The sequence below is a fragment of the Vibrio panuliri genome (assembly GCF_009938205.1).
Lineage (GTDB): Bacteria > Pseudomonadota > Gammaproteobacteria > Enterobacterales > Vibrionaceae > Vibrio > Vibrio panuliri.
In genome coordinates this window covers 1,881,748-1,901,659 of the sequence record NZ_AP019654.1, presented here as the reverse complement: position 1 = coordinate 1,901,659, position 19,912 = coordinate 1,881,748, and the positions used below count along the sequence as shown (strand labels likewise).

At 45.2% G+C, this 19,912-nt stretch carries 18 protein-coding genes; 8 read left to right on the top strand and 10 right to left on the bottom strand.

Features of this window, described 5'->3' with window-relative positions; all coding sequences use genetic code 11:
* The first annotated feature begins 333 nt into the window (after nucleotides 1-333).
* Both GZK95_RS08670 and GZK95_RS08665 read left to right on the top strand, forming a co-directional pair.
* Entirely contained in the window at nucleotides 334-1,719 is a 1,386-nt protein-coding gene (locus GZK95_RS08670) for a tryptophanase (RefSeq protein WP_075707776.1), read from the top strand.
* Nucleotides 1,720-1,785: 66 nt separating this feature from the next.
* The gene (locus tag GZK95_RS08665; RefSeq protein WP_083626363.1) at nucleotides 1,786-3,192 is read left to right on the top strand and encodes a sodium-dependent transporter; all 1,407 of its coding nucleotides are present in this window, start codon (nucleotides 1,786-1,788) and stop codon (nucleotides 3,190-3,192) included.
* 32 nt (nucleotides 3,193-3,224) lie between these two features.
* Here GZK95_RS08665 and GZK95_RS08660 read toward each other — a convergent pair whose 3' ends face one another.
* From GZK95_RS08660 to GZK95_RS08645, 4 genes are all read right to left on the bottom strand, one after another.
* Nucleotides 3,225-4,553, bottom strand: a complete 1,329-nt coding sequence (locus GZK95_RS08660; RefSeq protein ID WP_075716057.1) for a GGDEF domain-containing protein — start codon at nucleotides 4,551-4,553, stop codon at nucleotides 3,225-3,227.
* A gap of 242 nt (nucleotides 4,554-4,795) precedes the next feature.
* Nucleotides 4,796-5,335 (bottom strand): isochorismatase family protein, encoded by a 540-nt coding sequence (locus GZK95_RS08655; RefSeq protein ID WP_075707772.1) that lies wholly within the window; start codon nucleotides 5,333-5,335, stop codon nucleotides 4,796-4,798.
* Nucleotides 5,336-5,349: 14 nt separating this feature from the next.
* Nucleotides 5,350-5,829 carry a GNAT family N-acetyltransferase gene (locus GZK95_RS08650; protein ID WP_075716056.1) on the bottom strand — a complete coding sequence of 160 codons (480 nt, stop codon included), beginning with the start codon at nucleotides 5,827-5,829 and terminating at the stop codon, nucleotides 5,350-5,352.
* Nucleotides 5,830-6,151: 322 nt separating this feature from the next.
* Nucleotides 6,152-7,771 carry an NAD(P)/FAD-dependent oxidoreductase gene (locus tag GZK95_RS08645; protein WP_075716055.1) on the bottom strand — a complete coding sequence of 540 codons (1,620 nt, stop codon included), beginning with the start codon at nucleotides 7,769-7,771 and terminating at the stop codon, nucleotides 6,152-6,154.
* Between the two features lie 239 nt (nucleotides 7,772-8,010).
* Here GZK95_RS08645 and fdxA point away from each other — a divergent pair, with 239 nt between their 5' ends.
* The gene (fdxA, locus tag GZK95_RS08640; RefSeq protein ID WP_075707766.1) at nucleotides 8,011-8,334 is read left to right on the top strand and encodes a ferredoxin FdxA; all 324 of its coding nucleotides are present in this window, start codon (nucleotides 8,011-8,013) and stop codon (nucleotides 8,332-8,334) included.
* 118 nt (nucleotides 8,335-8,452) lie between these two features.
* Here fdxA and GZK95_RS08635 read toward each other — a convergent pair whose 3' ends face one another.
* On the bottom strand, nucleotides 8,453-9,187 hold the full coding sequence (locus GZK95_RS08635; protein WP_075716054.1) for an RNA methyltransferase: 735 nt from the start codon (nucleotides 9,185-9,187) through the stop codon (nucleotides 8,453-8,455).
* A 298-nt stretch (nucleotides 9,188-9,485) separates the two neighbouring features.
* On the opposite strand from GZK95_RS08635, the gene GZK95_RS08630 reads away from it, so the two are divergent.
* Nucleotides 9,486-10,628, top strand: coding sequence for a GGDEF domain-containing protein (locus GZK95_RS08630; RefSeq protein WP_075716053.1), 1,143 nt, complete (start codon nucleotides 9,486-9,488; stop codon nucleotides 10,626-10,628).
* A 70-nt stretch (nucleotides 10,629-10,698) separates the two neighbouring features.
* On the opposite strand, the gene GZK95_RS08625 is transcribed toward GZK95_RS08630, so the two are convergent.
* Nucleotides 10,699-11,574 (bottom strand): LysR family transcriptional regulator, encoded by an 876-nt coding sequence (locus GZK95_RS08625; protein WP_075716052.1) that lies wholly within the window; start codon nucleotides 11,572-11,574, stop codon nucleotides 10,699-10,701.
* Between the two features lie 157 nt (nucleotides 11,575-11,731).
* Between GZK95_RS08625 and GZK95_RS08620 the strand changes: the two genes are divergently transcribed.
* The 4 genes from GZK95_RS08620 (at nucleotide 11,732) to GZK95_RS08605 (ending at nucleotide 15,012) form a co-directional block, all read left to right on the top strand.
* Nucleotides 11,732-13,006: a serine hydrolase domain-containing protein gene (locus GZK95_RS08620; protein WP_075716051.1), complete on the top strand. Its 1,275-nt coding sequence runs from the start codon at nucleotides 11,732-11,734 to the stop codon at nucleotides 13,004-13,006.
* A 184-nt stretch (nucleotides 13,007-13,190) separates the two neighbouring features.
* Complete coding sequence (locus GZK95_RS08615) at nucleotides 13,191-13,763, top strand: prepilin-type N-terminal cleavage/methylation domain-containing protein (protein WP_075716050.1); 573 nt, start codon at nucleotides 13,191-13,193, stop codon at nucleotides 13,761-13,763.
* 141 nt (nucleotides 13,764-13,904) lie between these two features.
* Nucleotides 13,905-14,441, top strand: coding sequence for a cytochrome b (locus tag GZK95_RS08610; RefSeq protein ID WP_075716049.1), 537 nt, complete (start codon nucleotides 13,905-13,907; stop codon nucleotides 14,439-14,441).
* Nucleotides 14,442-14,526: 85 nt separating this feature from the next.
* Nucleotides 14,527-15,012 (top strand): peptide-methionine (S)-S-oxide reductase, encoded by a 486-nt coding sequence (locus tag GZK95_RS08605; protein WP_075716048.1) that lies wholly within the window; start codon nucleotides 14,527-14,529, stop codon nucleotides 15,010-15,012.
* Here the strand turns inward: GZK95_RS08605 and GZK95_RS08600 are convergent.
* The 4 genes from GZK95_RS08600 to GZK95_RS08585 all read right to left on the bottom strand — a co-directional run bounded on the left by GZK95_RS08600 (nucleotide 15,009) and on the right by GZK95_RS08585 (nucleotide 19,776).
* Complete coding sequence (locus GZK95_RS08600; protein WP_075716047.1) at nucleotides 15,009-16,418, bottom strand: aspartate aminotransferase family protein; 1,410 nt, start codon at nucleotides 16,416-16,418, stop codon at nucleotides 15,009-15,011. The genes GZK95_RS08605 and GZK95_RS08600 overlap by 4 nt on opposite strands.
* Before the next feature lie 24 nt (nucleotides 16,419-16,442).
* Nucleotides 16,443-17,972 carry an NAD-dependent succinate-semialdehyde dehydrogenase gene (locus GZK95_RS08595; RefSeq protein ID WP_075716046.1) on the bottom strand — a complete coding sequence of 510 codons (1,530 nt, stop codon included), beginning with the start codon at nucleotides 17,970-17,972 and terminating at the stop codon, nucleotides 16,443-16,445.
* A 101-nt stretch (nucleotides 17,973-18,073) separates the two neighbouring features.
* Complete coding sequence (locus tag GZK95_RS08590) at nucleotides 18,074-18,562, bottom strand: Lrp/AsnC family transcriptional regulator (protein ID WP_075716045.1); 489 nt, start codon at nucleotides 18,560-18,562, stop codon at nucleotides 18,074-18,076.
* A 26-nt stretch (nucleotides 18,563-18,588) separates the two neighbouring features.
* Nucleotides 18,589-19,776: a M24 family metallopeptidase gene (locus GZK95_RS08585; RefSeq protein ID WP_075716044.1), complete on the bottom strand. Its 1,188-nt coding sequence runs from the start codon at nucleotides 19,774-19,776 to the stop codon at nucleotides 18,589-18,591.
* Between the last annotated feature and the right edge of the window lie 136 nt (nucleotides 19,777-19,912).

Here is a 19,912-nt window from a genome sequence, read left to right as displayed (position 1 = left end):
TAGACAGATACCTACTATTTTAATTGCATGAAAATCTCCTAACTAATTTTAACTAATCACAATGAATGGATATTAATTTATCTTTCGAATTCTTGTGCTTGGTTTATGATATGAAATGAACGCTTTCTATTAATTTAGATTGAGTGAGCTCAACTATGTGATTTATTTCATGTCTAATTTAATTTTGCTGTAGATATTCGTTTTTAAAGTTTTTCTTATTTATGTCACTTGTGGTTACAACAGGGTATGAATTACGGCTGACTTTTAATGGAATATTTTGGCGACAATTTTCCTTCTATTTAAATTGCGAATTCTGTAACAAAGGAGTTATATATGAGATTTATGAAAGCTGAACCATTTCGTATCAAAATGGTAGAAAACCTGAAGAAAACAACTAAAGAGCAACGCCAACAGTTTCTAAAAGAAGCTGGATATAATGCCTTTAAAATCAAAGCTGAAAATGTTTATGTCGACTGTATTACCGATAGTGGTACATCAGCGATGAGTACTGAACAATGGGCAGCGATGATGAAAGGTGATGAGTCCTACGCGAGCTGTAAGAGTTTTTATAACTTAGAAGCATCAGTACAAGATATCTTTGGCATGCCGTTTGTACAGCCAACTCACCAAGGCCGTGCTGCTGACCTAATTATGGCTAACTTGTATGCCAAAAAAGGGAAGTATGCTATTGGTAACATGCACTTTGATACATTCCGAGGCAATGCGGAAATCATGGGGGCGTTGGCGACCGACCTTGTTGTAGATGAAGGCCTTGATACCGCAAGTGCACCAATTCCTTTTAAAGGCAATATGGACATCGCCAAGGTTAAGCACCTAATCGAAGAGAAAGGTGTTGAGAATGTCTCTGTCATCATCATGACCATCACCTGTAATAACAATGGTGGTCAGCCAGTTTCTATGCAGAACATTCGTGAAACAAGCGAAATTGCAAAAGAGTTTAATATTCCATTTATCATCGACTGTGCTCGTTACGCAGAGAACGCCTACTTTATTCAACAACGTGAAGCTGGCTATGAGAACACGCCAATTATTGAGATCGCTAGAGAAATGTTCTCTTACTGCGAAACGGCAGTCATGAGTTCGAAAAAAGATGGTCTGGTGAACATGGGCGGTCTGTTTGTTACACGTAACCCTGAGATCTTTGCTGAAGCGCAACAGTTGACGATCGCTCGTGAAGGTTTCATTACTTACGGTGGCATGTCTGGACGCGACTTGGAAGCGTTAGCTGTTGGTTTATACGAAGGTATTGACCAAGATTATCTGGAATATCGAATCAACCAAGTTAAATACCTCGGTGACCGTTTGAAAGAAAAGGGCATTCCAATTGTTGAGCCAACAGGTGGTCATGGTGTGTATGTCGACGGGCGTCGTTTCTTCCCTCATATTCCTCAGCATGAGTTCCCGTCACAGCGTTTGGTGGTTGCGTTGTACGAAGAAGCTGGCGTTCGCTGTGTTGAGCTTGGTGCGTGTGCTTTCGGTTCTAAACATCCGGAAACGGGTGAAGAGGTCATGCCTGCGTTAGAGATCATGCGAATTGGTATATCACGCCGTGTCTACACCAATGCACATCTTGACGTCATCGCCGAGGCGTTAGGCTACATCTATGAAAATCGAGATTCATACCGAGGTATGAAGCTAGTTTACGAAGCGAAGATCACCTCGCTACGCCACTTCACAGCAGGATTTGAGATGTTGTAGAACGCATGAAAGAGAGAGTGTTTCACTCTCTCTTTCTACATACAGTTAGATTAGTGAGGTATTAGCATGGAAAATACTACACAAGCTACACCGAAAAATGCACAGATGACGTCACCTGAAATCGATGCCCCGCCAACACGAGAAAAATGGAATTCAAACATTGGGTTTGTGCTTTCTTCCATTGGTGGTGCAATTGGCCTTGGTGCCGTTTGGATGTTCCCATTTACTGTTGGTAAATATGGTGGAGCAGCCTTCTTATGTATCTATCTTTTAGCACTTCTGTTTATCTCTACCCCTATTTTAATTACTGAGTTTGCCATCGGACGCAAAACTGAGCTCAATTACGTTTCTGCCCTTAAAAAACTATTTCCCGGTAAGCGCTACCATTACGTTGGGTATGCTGGCCTACTGGTCATGATCATTGTTTTATCGTTCTACATCGGTATTTCTGGTTGGACGATTGCCTATTTCTTCAAATCGGTGACTGGCTCTTACTCGGGGATGGAATCCCCGCAGGTGATAGAAAGTTTTGGAACATTCCTTAACCAACCATACTCCTTAGTTTTCTGGGAGTTTGTCATGATGGTATTGACGGTTGGAGTACTGACGAAAGGCATTCAGAACGGTATTGAAAAACTGTGTAAAGTACTTATTCCGGCACTGTTTGTCATGATCATTATCCTAGTGGTTAATGCGCTTCAATTACCCAATGCACACTTAGGATTAGAGTTTTATCTGTTACCTAAATTCTCTGCTCTAACACCGGAAGCCATTCTTGCCGCCATTGGTTTAGCGTTCTTCACGTTGGGTATCGGCGTGGGGAACATGGTGGCCTATGGTAGCTACATGGCAAAAGAACAAGCGATCACCAGTAATGCTATTTATATTATTATCGGTAACCTATTTATCGCTTTCTTGATGGGGTTGATCATTTTCCCTAGCGTGTTCTCTTTTGGTATTGAACCTGAGGCTGGACCGCCATTGGTGTTTATCGTACTTCCTACTATTTTTGCCAACATGCAATTTGGTATGGTGTTTGCCACCATCTTCTTCCTTGCGCTGTTTTTTGCTTGTTTGACGACGACGATTGCACTGTTGCAAGCGATCATCATTTACTTTACCGATGAGCTCAAATGGTCGCGGAATAAGGCGTTAGCTATCCTAGGAACAGGGATCTTTATTTTGGGGATTTTCCAAGTACTCTCATTTGGACCAATAGCCCATATTAAACTGTTTGGTATGAGTATTTTTGATCTTTCAAACTATTTTGTATCTAACATACTGTTGCCAGGTAGCGGACTCGTGATGGTGCTGTTGGTAGGGTGGTTTAGCGATCCGAAAGAACTGCTCGCAGAAATCAATACTGGTAATGGTATGAAAATAAAGACTGTTTATATCGTAACCATTAAATATGTAACGCCTGCGGCACTGGTTTTGGTTTACCTTCAATCACTTGGTTTTATTAAATTCTAGTTTGTTAAAGTACCACCTACCTCGGTAGGTGGTTAACTCATCGCTTTGTCTTTATTTGTCAAAATAGTGACTTGGTTGCGACCATTTTGCTTTGACTTATAAAGGGAGTCATCGGCCATTCGATAGGCATCAGCAAAGCTGCCTTCTGCAAGGTGCACACCGCCAATGGAGATGGTGACGTTAAGCCCCGCGATTGGTTTTTTCGCAACGTGGTCACGAATCGCCTCAGCTTTGTCTGATAAAACGTTGGCTTCCATGTCGGTAAACAGCAGTAAGAATTCTTCACCGCCCCATCTTACCGCGATATCGCTACCTCTTACTTGGCTCGCGATGCGTTTTGTCACTTCGGCGATCACATCATCCCCTTTCTGATGGCCCAGAGTGTCATTGATCGATTTAAAAAAGTCGATATCGATAATTAGCATTGAGAACGTGTGCAGTTTTGTAAGCCTTGGCTCATAAAAGTCGCGTCGGTAAAAACCCGTCATTTTGTCCTGACATACGCGCAGTTGATTGCGTCGTGCCAACACCATTAAAAGGTGAACGAGCAAAGTGATGAGAAGTGCAGGGAGCAGCGACCGTACTGCAATAGTAGAGATCTTAAAACCTACATACACAGGAGAGGCGTCTGTGCACGAGATGTTGACCGGTACACGGAATGTCATGCCGTGGGCAAACGAATCCATCGATGTCCAAAACTCATCATTAAACAACGCGATTTTAGCGTCGATAAAGCCTTCCTTAATGTCAATCGCCAGCAGTGCATCGATCTCTTTCTGGTTATAGACAGGATAGTAGACGGTACGAACCATTTGAGATGAGCCGGGCTCTGAGTAGGGCTCTGAGAGTTTGATGTCACAACCATAAAATTGGTTGAACGTATTTTCTAACCCTTCCAGTTTGACGATACGGTTCATCACATCGTCAGCTTGATAGTCCTTGTAACGTTCTTCATAGGTTTTACGCAATGGGAGAAAATGCCCATAGTTTGAAGGATGCTCAAAAATCGCAATGGTCCAAATATAGCCTTTGGCGATGGTTTCTAGCTGAGAACGCATTTTGTTGATACCCGTCGAGAGTATTTTAACGTCGGTATCTTGTGACACCACGACGCTGACACCATTTGGGGTGTACGTCCCTTTGGTTAAGTAAGTGGTGTTGGTGTTATTGTAGTATTGAGCGAATCGTCGGCCAATGGAGTAAATCTGTTCAAAATCGCCAGCAATGCTTTTTGAGAGGCGTTTAATCATTAAAGTGTTGTACGTAGCGTACAACGACGTCACGATGACAAGTGTTACTAGGAACAGCTTGAAAACGGGTTTTAACTGGTGATTAAAAGCGTGGAAAAAGCGGGAGTTCATTACTGACCATTATCGATGATTGAGGGTTGAGTGTAATAGTCAGAGGTATTTGATCAATTACATATCATGATGGATACGATTAGAGGCTCTTATCAAGAAAAACTCAATGCAAATCAAACGAGAGTTGACGAGTAATTCAACTATAAGTGATTGAGATCAATAAAATTATCACATTGTCATCGAAAAGGGTAGGACACCAGCTTTATAAGATGCCACTGGTGTCTGGTCAGTTTTTATCTCACTTATTTGATGAGATTGAGTATTTGCTTAAACTCAGGCGCTCGGCAATCTTTGACTAACTCATACAAACACATCTCTAAGCCTGTAATTTTAACGTTGCGGCTGGCAAATTTACTGAGTGCGAGTTCTTTGTTGCGACTATCTCGAGATGAGGTGCAGTCACTGACCACATGAACATCGAAGTGAAGATTGGCAAGATGGGTAGCGGTTTGATAAACGCAAATATGCGCTTCAATACCGCAGACGATCCAAGAGTGCTTTTGCGCTTCATTTAGCGCATGTTTGAAAGCGACTTCGTTACAGCCATCAAAGGTAAATTTTGGGATAGGCGTTTGATCAGCCATTAGCTCACTGATGCTATCGACAGTTGGACCGAGTTTTTCGGGGTTTTGTTCAAGCCAAATGATAGGCAGCCCCAGTGCTTTAGCTCCTTGAATTAACTTACCGCAGTTTTCAATAATGGTCTCGCTGTCGTCGACGAGAGTGGCAAGTTTTCCTTGAATATCGACCACGATAAGTCCAGTGTCTTCCTTGTTGAGCATAATGATTCCTTTGGTTAGATTACTTTATCGGCAACGGTTAACTCCATTGGTACATCGACCATACCGCGGCATTTTCTAACGCCTTGAGTGCGTTTAAAACCAAATTTGGCATAAACCTGTTCAGAATTTAAAGCGGCATTAACGGTAAATCTACCTTGATTTCCTTGTTTTAGTGAAACGGATTTCAAACGTTGCCACAACAAACGAGAAACCCCTTTCCCTTGGTGTTTTTCTGCAACAAATAGGTGGTAAAGGTGAGAAAAATCACGCATACATGCCACGCCTATAACACTCTGATGTTCATCTTCAGCAATAAGATAATAGTAGTCGTTAGCAATATAGCTTGCGACGTTCTCAGCCGACATCGACTCTAAGACTACATGATGGGCATCTTGCTCCCAGGTGGGGCAAACATACTTTTTGGTTAGGGGGACGATGAGTTCACTAATCTGTTTCGCATCATCAATAGTTGCTCGTCTAATCGTTACGCACATAATACTTCCTTATACTGATGCACTATACACTTAGAAATAAAGCCGAAAGTAGCGGTGAGATGACCGCTGATCGGTATGGGAATAGGTGGTGCTTAACCTTTGTGGGAGTTTTTTGATTCTCTCACACCAAAACAACGTTTCGTAATTAGAACGATTATCGCTCGCTGTTGTTCGACATAGTATTGAGAATGGGTTTGTTGGCGCAAAAAATAGTGTATCTGAATAGCGTGGAATGTTGACTTGCTCACATTGTGTCTTTGTTTTGAGAACTAAAAAGCCAGCTCGAGTGAGCTGGCTTTTTAATCATAAGCAAGGGCGTCGACTATGCGTTGTCGAATTGCGACATGATATCGCGCGCCACGGCTTCAGCGACTTTAATACCATCAATGCCCGCAGATAAGATACCGCCAGCATAACCAGCACCTTCACCAGCAGGGAAGAAGCCTTTTAAGTTAACGCTTTGGAAATCTCGGTCACGTTTAATGCAAACTGGTGAAGACGTACGTGTTTCGACACCGGTCAGCAGGCCATCTTCAGAAGCAAAGCCTTTGATCTTACGGTCAAACGCAGGGATCGCTTCACGAATCGCCTCGATGGCAAATGGCGGTAGGGTTTTAGACAGGTCAGTCAGCTTGATACCCGGAGTAAACGACGGTTCAACATCACCCAGAGCACTAGGATCGCGACCTTTAAGGAAGTCACCAATCTTCTGTGCAGGTGCGTCGTAGTTTTCGCCGCCTAACACATAAGCATTAGATTCAAGCTCGCGTTGGAAACGGATGCCGGCTAGCGGATCGCCTGGGTAATCGACTTCTGGTGAGATGCCGACAACAATAGCGCTGTTTGCGTTACGCTCTGCACGAGAGTATTGGCTCATACCGTTGGTTACCACGCGACCTTCTTCCGATGTCGCGGCTACTACTGTGCCACCAGGACACATACAGAAACTGTATACGGTACGACCATTTTTACAGTGATGAACTAGCTTGTAGTCAGCAGCGCCAAGAATAGGGTGCCCTGCATTTGGACCAAAACGCGCTTCATCAATCATTGATTGTTTGTGCTCAATACGGAAACCAACCGAGAACGGTTTCGCTTCCATGTAAACACCACGCTCATGCAGCATTTCAAATGTATCGCGAGCACTGTGACCAACGGCAAGTACCACGTGACGGGACTTAATCTCTTCACCGTTAGACAGTGTTACACCTGTGATTTGACCATCTTGCATGTGCAGATCGTCTACACGAGTGCTGAAGTGAATTTCACCGCCGAGTTCGATGATCTTAGCGCGCATCTTCTCGATCATTGTCACCAGTTTGAATGTGCCAATATGAGGTTTACTAACGTAAAGAATCTCTTCAGGCGCACCTGCTGCCACAAATTCTGTGATCACTTTGCGACCGTAGAAATTTGGATCTTTGACTTGGCTGTACAGCTTACCATCAGAAAATGTACCCGCGCCGCCTTCGCCAAACTGTACATTTGATTCAGGGTTTAGGGTGCGTTTACGCCAGAAGCCAAAGGTATCTTTGGTACGTTCACGAACTTCTTTACCGCGCTCAACAATGATTGGGTTAAAGCCCATTTGCGCTAGCACTAAACCAGCAAACAAACCACATGGACCAAAGCCGATCACCACAGGGCGTTCGGTAAGGTTTTCAGGAGCCTTGGCAACAAACTTGTACTCCATATCTGGGGTTTGGCGTACATGCGGATCTTTAGAAAACTGTTCAAGTAGGGCGCTTTCATCACCCTCAACAATTACATCAAGCGTATAGATAAGATGAATGTTGGTTTTCTTACGAGCATCGTAGCCACGTCTAAATACATTGAAAGAGATGACTTGCTCGGTAGCAATACCAAGCTTGCTAGAAATAGCGTCGAGTAACGCGCCTTCCTCATGATCAAGAGGAAGTTTGATTTCATTTAAACGTATCATGTTGATGTCTCGTTATTTATGGTGTCTTAGCAGCAAAGGCGAGAGCCTTGCGCTCACAATGGCGCGCATTTTACGAGAAATTGCTTTGACTGTCATATCAAATATATCTAACTAAAATGGTATTAGAGTTTGAGTGATGCGATTTACTTTGTTTGCCACGGGGTGATGTATCTTGAAGTCCCCCAGCGATATCAGTATTATCGCCGCTTCTTTTTTTGCTTAATTAAGAGTTGATTGTCATGGCGTTTGTCGTAACGGATAACTGTATCCAATGTAAATACACTGACTGTGTCGCGGTATGCCCAGCAGATGCCTTCCACGAGGGGCCAAACTTTATGGTAATCAACCCGATAGAGTGTATTGATTGCGGCCTATGTGTTGACGAGTGTGCCGCACAAGCGATCTTCCAAGAGGATGAACTGCCGGAAGGTCAAGAGATCTATAAAGAGTTGAACGCGGAACTTGCCGAAATCTGGCCAAACCAAACCGAAGTCAAAGCCGAAATGGATGACGCTGAAAAATGGAATGGGGTGCCTGACAAGTTGGGGATGTTGGAGCGTTAACTCTCTATTTTGAATATAAAAAAGCGTAACGTTTATCGCGTTACGCTTTTTTTGTACTTAGTGATAGCACTGTCAGGGTTGTCGAGCGACATCGCTTAACGTATCACCTTGGATGTCATTAGCTATGCTGACGACGGATGTTGTCCAAAATAATACCAGTCGCCATAGCGACATTCAGCGACTCAGCGCCACCAAAGGCTGGAATGGTAATTTTATCGGTCACAAACTTAGCCGCTTCTGCGCGAATACCGTGAGACTCACTGCCCATCAGCAAAATACCTTGTGCTGCAAAGTGAGTTTTGTGCACGCTGACGCCTTCTAGAAATGCGCCGTAGACAGGCAGTGTTGATTGGCTCAAGTAGCTTGGGAGATCGACTTGATGAACTTGTACTCGACCAAAGCTGCCCATCGTTGCACTGATGGTTTTTGGGTTGTAAGGGTCAGCACAATCGCTGCTTGCGACAATGTGCTTGATGCCGTACCAGTCAGCGACACGAATAATTGTGCCTAAGTTACCTGGGTCTTGTACGCCGTCCAACGCAATCATTAAACCTTGCGGGGCTGGTTGGCAATATTGAGGGATTTCGACCACTGCAATTGCCGCGTTATTGCTGACCAACGTACTGGCTTTAGTTAACTCATCCAGTGACGCTTCAATACACTCAAAGCGGTTGAGAACGGATTGGTTGTGGGTGAGAAAATCCGCGGTAGCGAACACATGCTTGACCGTTAAGTCGCTGTTCGCCAGCTCAAGAACATTCTTTTCACCTTGAACAAGGAATAGGCCAAGTGCTTTGCGCTGTTTCTTCTGACCCAATGCACGCAGCAGTTTAAGTTGGTTTTTTGAAATCATTTTTGTGTCCCAGATGAAAACGCGAGGGATTATATACTCAAGTTGCCGTCAGATTCTACCTTGAGCGTTTTGCTATCGGGACAGGCATCTTTGGTATGTTTTGTTTTGATTAATAGAAATTTTGAATGAGTCATCTTTTGCTTGGTGGTTTTATAAATGTTTCAATTCAAAAAAAAGCAAATTAATGTTTATAAAATCGAATAATTATTGAGACAGCTCAATCAAAAGGGAAGTTTTCACTTTTCGGAATGAAATTGAACAATAATCAAAATATTGAAGAGATTGTTTTGGTAGTGGTATGGATACATATACATTAGCCCTATATAGCACGGTATTGGCATTTGCTATCGCTGCCGCTCTGTTGTTCTGTTACAAGTACATGTTTGCCGGTATGACTCATGGTATCGATTTTATTGGTTATGCGTCGTTACTACTGGGTTTGAGCTTGATGCCTCTCTGTCTTGGGGTCACCCAATCTGATACATATATAGTTTTTTTCTCAAACGCATCGTACAGCGTGGCGTTTGGACTTTTCCTATTGGGTATTGTATTGCTGCGTGGCGCGAGCCAACATTTGGCCACTATCGGGTGGGTGAGCGTTCTCGGGGTTATCGCGTTTTTTTTCTACTATACCCTTGTCGAGCCGTCAGTCGGTTCAAGAATAGAAGCTCGAAGCGTGTTGGTCTTTACGATTTGCTGTTTAGTTCTATATGCCAATAAGACGGGTACTCAGCGTGACGATGAAAAAGCTCGCCTACTGCTGATGGTCACTATGCTCATCAATGCGGCTTATATGGCGTTAAGAATCCTCGTTGTTCACAATCAAGATGCGATAAAGGACTACTACTCGGTTTCATTTCTGCACAAATTATCCTTTGTAATGACGACTCTAACCGTCGTGAGTTTGGGATTTTGCGTGATTTGGATGTTAACAAGTCGCTTGCTCAAACGAACTTACCTGTCGGCGATAACTGACGAACTTACAGGCTTGTATAACCGAACTGGACTAAAAGCTGTGCTGCCGGATGTACTGTTTAGCAACCCTAGAAACCATTACTCAGTGATGCTTGCTGATTTAGACCACTTTAAACTAGTCAATGACACTTTAGGGCACGATAAAGGTGACCTGGTGATCAAACATTTTGGGCGGGTAATTTACAATTTATGTCGAGATAGCGATAAGTGTTTTCGTTATGGTGGTGAAGAGTTTCTCGTCGTTCTACCCAATACTAATGGCAAAGTAGCGGAAAGTATCGCCAATAGAGTAAGGCGTAGTGCGAAGAAATTGTCTGGCGCGAAAGGGTCGATAGCCCATTATACCGTGAGCATTGGCGTGACACAGGTGCAAAAAGACGATGACTGGAACACACTTATTAGACGCGTGGATCAGGCCTTATATGAGGCAAAATCAAACGGCAGAGATTGTGTCGTGAGACGCTAAGCCATTCAGTGACCTAGTCCACCGAGACAGTATCTTACTGCGTAATCGTCGTTTCCGTCTGGTCATGTGACTACTGAATAATGGTGATCAACTTTTCGCGGACAGGATCAAAGACTTTTTCTGTTGGCCACATCAGCTCTATTGACCAGTTGAGGGCAAAGTCATCTTCAACGTGAAACTGAGTCAGTTCGCCTGATTTAAGTTCCGCTGTTGCCATCATCTCAGGAATGTTGCACCAACCGACGCCACATTTGACTAACTCTAACGCGACTTTTTGACTATCCACTTTAATCAGATGGTGGCTATATACTTGGCTTTCGATACCGAGATTACGTAACGGATTGAGAATAATCTGTGTCATGTTTCGAGTTGTGCTCGGGGTGAATGGTTTACCCTCCATATAATCGTATTGACAGAGATACTCTTGCGTGGCAACTCGGGTAAATGGAAAGCTTTGGTATCGAAAGCTGTTTACCTCTGCGGGTAGGGAGTACGTAGTCAGCGCAAACGCCATATCCGCAGTGCCGTCGATAATGGCTTGGCGAGTAGACTCAGTATCGCCAGTGATAATGGTGACGTTTAGTGAAGGTATCGCCTTAATGAGCTTGGCTATTGCTGCTACCACGCCAAGTTCGCTCACTGCGACATCGATCGCAATAATCGTATCCCCTGAGTGACCATCTACCACGCTTTTAACTTTATCACCAAATAAATTGGCCTCAATTAGAAAGCCTTTTGCATGGTTGTAAATCGCGTTAGCTTGTTGGGTAGGTTCTAACGAACGGCTATGACGAACAAAGAGGTCAAAGCCAAGGTCGTCCTCTAAGTTGCTAATTTTTCGACTATAAGTTGACGCATGACAAGAGGAAAGACTGGCGGCTTTGGCAAAGCTTCCTTGCTCATACACTTCAACAAATGCGGCTAGATAGTCGATATTTACACTCATTTTCTGCTCCTGGAAACCCAAATGCATGCGTAGGTTGCATGCTCAGCAATTATGGCAGTTATTCAATTCGAGTTAAATTGCTTTCAGACAAAATGAACTTCAACGCATAACCCAGTGTTTGAGAACGACCATCTTAAATGCTTAAAAGGAAACGACGATGAAACTAAAATCACTTTCTCTTGCTTTTTTACTGAGCGGTAGCTTTGTTGCAAATGCGGCTACATTTCACCAGCCAGATCAGGCTTTTCTAGAAGCGGCTACAGCATCAGGACTTCCTGTTGAACTGTGGGATTCTGCGGAGTATGCCGCGTCTTCTTTCCCGAACGCCTATAAGTTTACGCCATCATACGAAATCGAAAAATCAGGCGTAGCACCGGAGCAATTTAAAACGGACAAGGCGTTAGATTTTTCCCAAATTATGGTACCGGCCATTGATGGTGAAATGTCATTGAACGACTTCCTACGTGATCGCGTTAAGAACCACTCAATGGTGGTGTTAAAAGGCGACAACCTGCTCCATGAGCACTACTGGAACGGCATGGATGAGACATCAACTCACCTTGATATGTCGGTGACTAAGTCATTTACAGCCATGTTGGCAGGTATCGCAGCGGCACAAGGCAAGCTAGATATGAGTAAGCCAGTAACCGATTATCTACCTGAGCTTAAAGGTTCAGCATGGGATGGAGCGACAGTTCAAGAAACCGCTGATATGCGCACCAATGTTATCCAAGAAGTGCAAAAACATAAGTCTTGGGATACACGTATGACTGACGCTCAAGGTTGGAACGGTGACCATTCAGACACTTATCCAAATGGCATTAAAGACTACATGCCAATGGTAAAAGATGTGGCAACCCCAATGGGCAGTAAATACGCGTATCAGTGCATCAATACAGAAGTGCTTGGTAAGGTAGTAGAAGCGGCGACTGGTGAGAAACTTGCGGATCTATTGGAGAAGCAGATCTGGGGTAAAGTGGGCATGGCGAACAATGCTCATTATCAAGCCGACTATGCTGGTAACCCAGTTGCATCGGGTGGTTTAAATGCGGCAACGAAAGATTTGGCCCGCGTAGGACGCATGCTAATGAACCAAGGCAAGAACTATCAAGGCGAGCAAGTTGTACCTGCTGAGTTTATTGCCAACATCCTTGAAGGTAATGCTGAAGTGCGCAGCGCTTGGTTAAAAGGCAAAGAATCTGCACTTGCTGACGGTTGGTATAAAGATCAGTTCCGTACTTTAGACCTCAATGGTCGTAAAGTGATGGCAATGGTCGGCATTCATGGTCAAGTCGTGGCGATGGATCACCAAACAGGCACAGTTGTGGCGATGAATGGTGGTTACCCGCAAACAGAAACACCACGTATGGCAATTGCTATCTTCCATAAGGTGTTACCAGCTATCTTTGCGGCGGCTGACCAAGTGAAGTAATTATACTCGAGTCAGTTCAGTCTCGTTTTCGCAATCCGGCCTCATACGTGGCCGGATTTTTTGTACCTATGACGAAATTATCAGTGACCATCTTATCAACTTTGTGAATGTAACTATTTGTAAAACAATGGTGTCATGTATGATGGCACCATGTTGTATTTTCATCAGATGAGAAGTTGGTTGGATGAAAAGTATTGATCAGAAAGGTTTTACTCTTATAGAGCTGGTTGTTGTGCTGATTATTGTTGGAATCGTCGCGGTTGTCGCCGCACCACGCTTTATGAACTTATCGACCGCGGCTAGAACGGCCTCTCTTGACGGTGTAGCAAGCGCGATGGAATCGGTAATAAATCAAGTTCAGGCTAAATCCTATATTCAAGGTTTGGTTCCCGAAGAAAAAGTGCCGTCAGGTGGTAATGCGCAAGCTGACTACGTTATCGACTTTGGCATTGGTTCGGTTGAAGTAGACTGGGGAACTTTGTGTCCTGAAAGTGAAGGTGAAGCTGCTGATAAGCTCGACATGGTGGACTTTTTAACCCTTAATTTGTCGAGTGATATGACGTTTGAATATGGAAATAGACACCTTGTTGTTGGCTATGATTATCCATTTGAATCAAAAGATTTAGATAGTGCGCAGCTTGATACATTACCGGATGGTTGCTACGTAATTTATGATTCTTTTGGGCGCAAAAACGGCTCAAGGTGTCCGGCTGAAGGGTGTGTCTGTACCGTGAGAATCGTCGATACCGATTGTTAAACGGGCTGAGGTCTGTTGTTTGGTGATAAACTTGTAACCTTTAGATTACAATTTACTCAAATTTACACTCCGCACGATAGTTTAAATAATCAAGTTGTTGGATAATTGCACAATAACCATACAAATATAAAGGTAATTGTGATGCTCAACAACAAACCCCTCTCTTGGCAAACTATTTCCCTGCATTGGCTAACCGGCTTGATGTTTATTGGCGTATTTGTGCTTGGCTTGTATATGGCCGATCTGCCACGAGGCCCAGAAAAATTTGAACTGATTGGTATACATAAATCACTTGGTGCATTGATATTGTTGGTTGCAATTGCTCGAATTGCATGGCGGCTAAAAGAGGGGGCGATTTCTCCAGCGTCTCCTGTCGCACCATGGCAAGATAAGTTGGCGAAATCCGTGCATGGGATTTTGATGTTAGCAACGTTATTAATGCCGTTGTCGGGTATCGCGATGAGTGTTGGCGGTGGGCGAGGTGTGGACATCTTTGGTTGGCAACTGATCGGTCAGGGTGACAAAATCGCGTGGTTGCAGGAGCTAGGCGGTGCGATTCACGGTTTTTCAGTCAACATCATCATTGCAGTCTTTGTGTTGCATGTTGTCGGTGCGCTTAAGCACCAGGTAGTGGATAAAGACAACACGATTTCTCGGATGCTAGGGCGAATGAGCTAGTGACCAAAAAACTAAACGTTTACAAAAGCGGAGTTTATACTTCGCTTTTGTTTTTTGTGTCGTTTATCAATTTTAGAGGTGTTTGATGGCAGAGATTTATCTTGCTGGTGGTTGTTTGTGGGGAGTGCAAGAGTTTGTTCGTCATTTACCGGGAGTGACCAATACTGAGGCTGGACGTGCGAATGGGGCCAGTAATACGACTCAAAGTGATTACGATGGCTATGCTGAGTGTGTACGAATTGAGTTTGAACCATCCATCGTTTCGGTAGAGGAGTTGGTCGGTTACTTATTTGAAATCATTGACCCATATAGCCTAAATAAACAGGGTGACGACATTGGGCCAAAATACCGAACGGGTGTTTATAGTTTAGAGGCGCATCATTTGGTCGCAGCAAGGGAGTATATTGAAAAGCGAGAAGATAGAGCGCGTATCGTCGTTGAAGTTTTGCCGCTGACTAACTATGTAAAAAGCGATCTTGAACATCAAGACCGCTTAACACTGCATCCTAATGACTATTGTCATATTCCACTTGATTTACTGCATAAATATCGTAAGCCATCCAAAGGCTAATCGCGTGGGTACCACTGCTTGTTGGTGACCAACTTATCCATCACTTTATTGATGGCATAGTGTGCTTTGTCGACCATGACATCAATCTCTTCACACGTTGTGATCAGTGGTGGAGCAAAGCCGAGAATGTCGCCGTGGGGCATAGCTCGTGCGATTAACCCAACGTCGAGACAGGCTGCGGCAATCTGTGGCCCTACTTTCAAATTGGGGTCAAACGGTGTTCGTTGCTGTTTATTGGCCGAAAATTCGAGTGCATGCAACATCCCCACACCACGAGAGTCTCCTACGATAGGGTGGTCAGCAAACATTTGTTGCATCTTGCTTTGCAAGTATTGCCCTGTGTCAGCGGCAACCTCAATCAAATTTTCACGTTCGATGATATCAAGATTACAGTTCGCCGCGGCCGCACCAAGTGGATGACCCGAATAAGTATAGCCATGACCAAAAGGTCCCCATGCATCGGTGCCATTTTCGAGTGCCTGCCATACTTTTTCACCGACAATCACGCCAGATAGTGGTTGATATGCTGAGGTAAGCCCTTTGGCGACGGTGATAAGATCGGGCTGCATATCGTAGTAAATTGAACCAAATGGTGAACCGATACGACCAAAGCCACACACCACTTCGTCAGCAATCAACAGCACATCATATTTGTCGAGTACTTGGCGAATCGCGCGCCAATAGCCGGCGGGGGGCGGAACGATGCCTCCGGTCCCAAGTACTGGCTCTGCTATCATGGCAGCCACGGTATCTGGCCCTTCATTAAGGATCAATGTCTCTAGTTGCTCGGCACAATAGTGACTGAACTCAAGCTCGGTCATTTCACTGTCGTGGCGAAGGTAATAGTAGGGGGCTACGGTGTGCTTAATCCGTTCCAATGGCAGGTCGAAATGGGCATGAAACAAGGGTAAGCCAGTCATTGAGCCAGATGCGATACTGGAGCCATGGTAGCCACGATCACGGGAGATGATCTTTTTCTTCTCAGGCCGGTTGAGGAGATTATTGTAATACCACACCAACTTGAGTTGAGTTTCATTAGCGTCACTGCCTGACATACCATAATAGACTTTGCTCATTCCCTGAGGCGCCATTTTGATGATGCGATCAGAGAGCTGGATCAAAGCCTCGTTACTGTGACCCACATAAGTATGGTAATAAGCGAGCTTCTTGGCTTGTTCGTAGATGGTCTCAGCCATCTCTTGGCGTCCATAACCGATATTCACGCAATACAAGCCCGCAAACCCATCCAACAGTTGATTGCCAAGTGAGTCATGTATGTGGATGCCGTGGGCATGAGTGATGATACGTCCTGCTAAGTCGCCTTGAGCATACTGCTTCAAATGTGTCGATGCATGAAACACGCGCTGGCGGTCGGTTTCTAATAACTGTTGTGTGAATTTATCCATAACGCCTCCAAGCGATGACTTTGCTTAACTGCCACTGACAGTAGGTAGGTTGCCTAAGCAGCAATATTTGATTTCACTAAACTCTTCCAAACCATGCTTGCTTCCTTCTCGTCCAAGCCCCGATTGTTTTATTCCACCAAAAGGAATCGGGTGCCCGGTCATTTTGACCGAGTTGACACTGACCATGCCGAAGGCCAATCCACGCAAGCATTGCCAGATTTGATGAATGTCATGGCCGTAAACATAGGCAGCAAGCCCGTACTCGGTGTCATTGCTCATCGTGATCACTTGTTCAAGGTCGGCATAGGGCATGACGATGGCGATAGGGCAAAAGTTCTCTTCGCGGTAAACCGCCATTTCAGGTTTAACGCCGACAAGCAGTGTGGGCGGAAAGAAACAACCATCTGTTTGGGTATTTGGTGGCAGATTGGCTTGAGCAACAATGGTTGCGCCTTTGATTAACGCGTCATTGAGTAAGCTTTGTGCTTTCTCGACCGCGCTATGGTTGACCAGTGGGCCAATGGTGCAGTCTGCCTGTAGACCGTTACCAACAACTTGATTGTTGACTTGCGTGGCAAAGTGCTCGACAAACTCATGAAAGTGGTTTTGTGGAACGAAAATACGATTGGCGGCAAGGCAGTCCTGACCTGAGGTTTGAAACTTGGCTTCAGCTGCTGCTTGGGCTGCCTGCTGAACATCCATATCGGGTAAAACGATAAACGGTGCATTCCCACCCAACTCCATACTGCACTTTTTGACAGTATCTGCGGCATCACGCAGTAATTGCTTGCCGATGGGAGTTGAGCCAGTAAAAGAGAGCGCTTTAACTTTGTCTGACTGGCAAAACACATTCGCGACAGTTTTAGCGTCGGCGGTCACCACATTAAACACCCCGGGTGGAATGCCTGCGCGATCCGCCAGTTCCGCCAAAGCTAAAGCGGAAAAAGGGGTTTCACTGGCAGGTTTTACCACGACACTACAACCCATCGCCATGGCTGCTGCCGCTTTACGTGTGATCATCGCACTGGGAAAGTTCCATGGTGTGATTAACCCAGCAACACCAATGGGTTCTCGCACAGCAAACAGCTGCGCATGCGCGATATGGCTAGGGATGGTTTCACCATAACTGCGGCGCGCCTCCTCGGCAAACCAGCCAATAAAAGAAGCGCCATACTCAATTTCGCCTACAGCTTCGGCAAGCGTTTTGCCTTGCTCGAGCACCATTAGGCGGGCCAAATCGTGTTTGGCGGCTAAAATCAGTTGTTGCCACTTACGCAGGTAGTCACCTCTTTGATCAGCTTGCAGTTGTCGCCAAGCGGTGAAGGCGTGCTCTGCCGAATCGATCGCGGAGCTAACTTGTGATGCCGCTAGTTGGGTGAAATAGCCAATAATCTCATTGTTAGCCGGATTAAAGACCGGTCTGAAGTGTGCGCCACTGACCCATTTACCATTGATGTACGCAAGGTTGCGCAGTAGCTTAACGTCATCAAGGTTGGTCATTATTTCGTGGTTGGCTTTTGAATCGTCGATAGCGAATTGACGTGCGGTGTCCATGACTCGCCCTCCATGTGGTGATACCTAAACAATAGGTCACCTCACGGGGCGTTTATTTCTAAACCGCAGAGTCAAACAGAGTTTTTTTTCGGAAATCGTCTTTAAAGGCAGAAAGTTTTGTCCTGCCACTGGCTAAGTGGATCGGTTTGTTGGCATTTGACTGTTTTTGTCACAATATAGGTGTAGTAACGTTCGATGCCGACATCAGAATCCAACCATTGATCAATGCAGCGTTGATACTGATCGATATCTTTACATTGGAACTTAATCAGGTAGTCGACGCCGCCGCCCGTCGCATAACACTCAGTGACAAGAGGGGTGTTTGAGACGAGTTGCTCAAAGCGGCGAAAGGCATCAGCACTGTGCTGCTTTAACGCCAACTCAACCATCACTAAAGTGGGGTTGTCACTAGAGGCTAGGTTGATTTTCGCCCCGTACCCTTCAATGATCCCCGCTTGTTCTAGTTTTTTTACCCGCTCCCAGCAAGGGCTGACCGACAAATTGATTTGCTCCGCTAGCTGTGACTTAGTGATGCGACCACTGTGTTGTAGTATCTGGAGGATTTTGATGTCGTAGCGGTCAAGTTTCATTCAAGCTCTCCTAGCATCTTAAGCGGTTAGTGTTTGATAAACAGTTGGCGTGGGAAGTTGCAAAGGGTCTTGCCGCCATGGCGACCGATAATGATGCTTTCGGTGGTCTCAAGTCCCCAATCATCAAACCATAGTCCGGGCATTAAGTGAAACGTCATCCCTTCTTCTAATACGGTGTGGTCACTGCTGCGCAGGCTCATGGTTCTTTCTCCCCAATCGGGAGGGTAGCTTAGCCCTATCGGGTACCCGCAGCGTGCCCCTTGGCGTGAAAAGCCTGCTCTATCTAAAATACCATTGATGATATTGGCGACTTCAGCGCATGTGTTACCGGGACGAGCGGCGTTGAGTCCTGCGTCCAGCGCTTTGGTGAGCGCTTCATCGGCGCGTTTGAATTTGTCATTGGGTTCACCAAGAAAAATGGTACGGGATAATGGGCAGTGGTAACGGCGATGAGCGCCCGCAATTTCAAAGAAGGTGCCTTCACCTTTACGAAATGGTTTGTCGTCCCAAGTTAAGTGTGGCGCTGCGGCATCTGTACCGGAAGGCAGCATGGGCACAATCGCCGCGTAGTCACCAAAATGCTCTTCATGTCCAAGAATCGCTTGGCGATTTAGCTCTGCCACAAGGTAGTGCTTAGGTAGCCCCGGCTCAATCATTTCATAAGCTAAGCGATGCATGTTCTCGACAATTCTCGCCGCACGGCACATATAGGCTATCTCTTGGCGTGACTTAACGGCTCGGCACCAATTGACAAGCCCTGTCACATCGACGAAAGAGGCGCAGGGGAGGTGGTTAACCAATGCCTCGAAGGCTGTGGCGCTAAAATAGTAGTTATCTTTCTCTACGCCAATGCGTCCGCGGTTCCACAATTTTGGCTTGAGAACCTGCTCGGCAAGATATTCCATTGGATGAAGGGGCGGGTTCATCACGTAGTGATCGGGGTAAAATGTAATGTTGTCTGCCTGCATATAGGTGGTGCGGTAGGCGCCATTCGCATCTTGAATACGACCAAACCAAACCGGTTCACCACTTGAACCGATCACCACACATTGAGGAACATAGAAAGACCAGCCGTCGTAACCTGTCAGCCAAGACATATTGGAAGGGTCGTGAACAATGAGCAGATCGATTTCTTGTTGTTGCATTGATTGACGAACTTTATGTAAACGTAACTGATATTCGTCGAGTTCAAACTGCAAAGCAGTGTTTGCCATATGCAATCTCCTCATTTAGATAAAGCGGCAAACTGACGATGCAATATCGGTGACTGGCTGGAAGTTATTGGGGTGTTATTTGTCTATCTGCCATTAAATTCAGCTTGTGCCATAAAGTGCTATTTCTCAAGCTAGG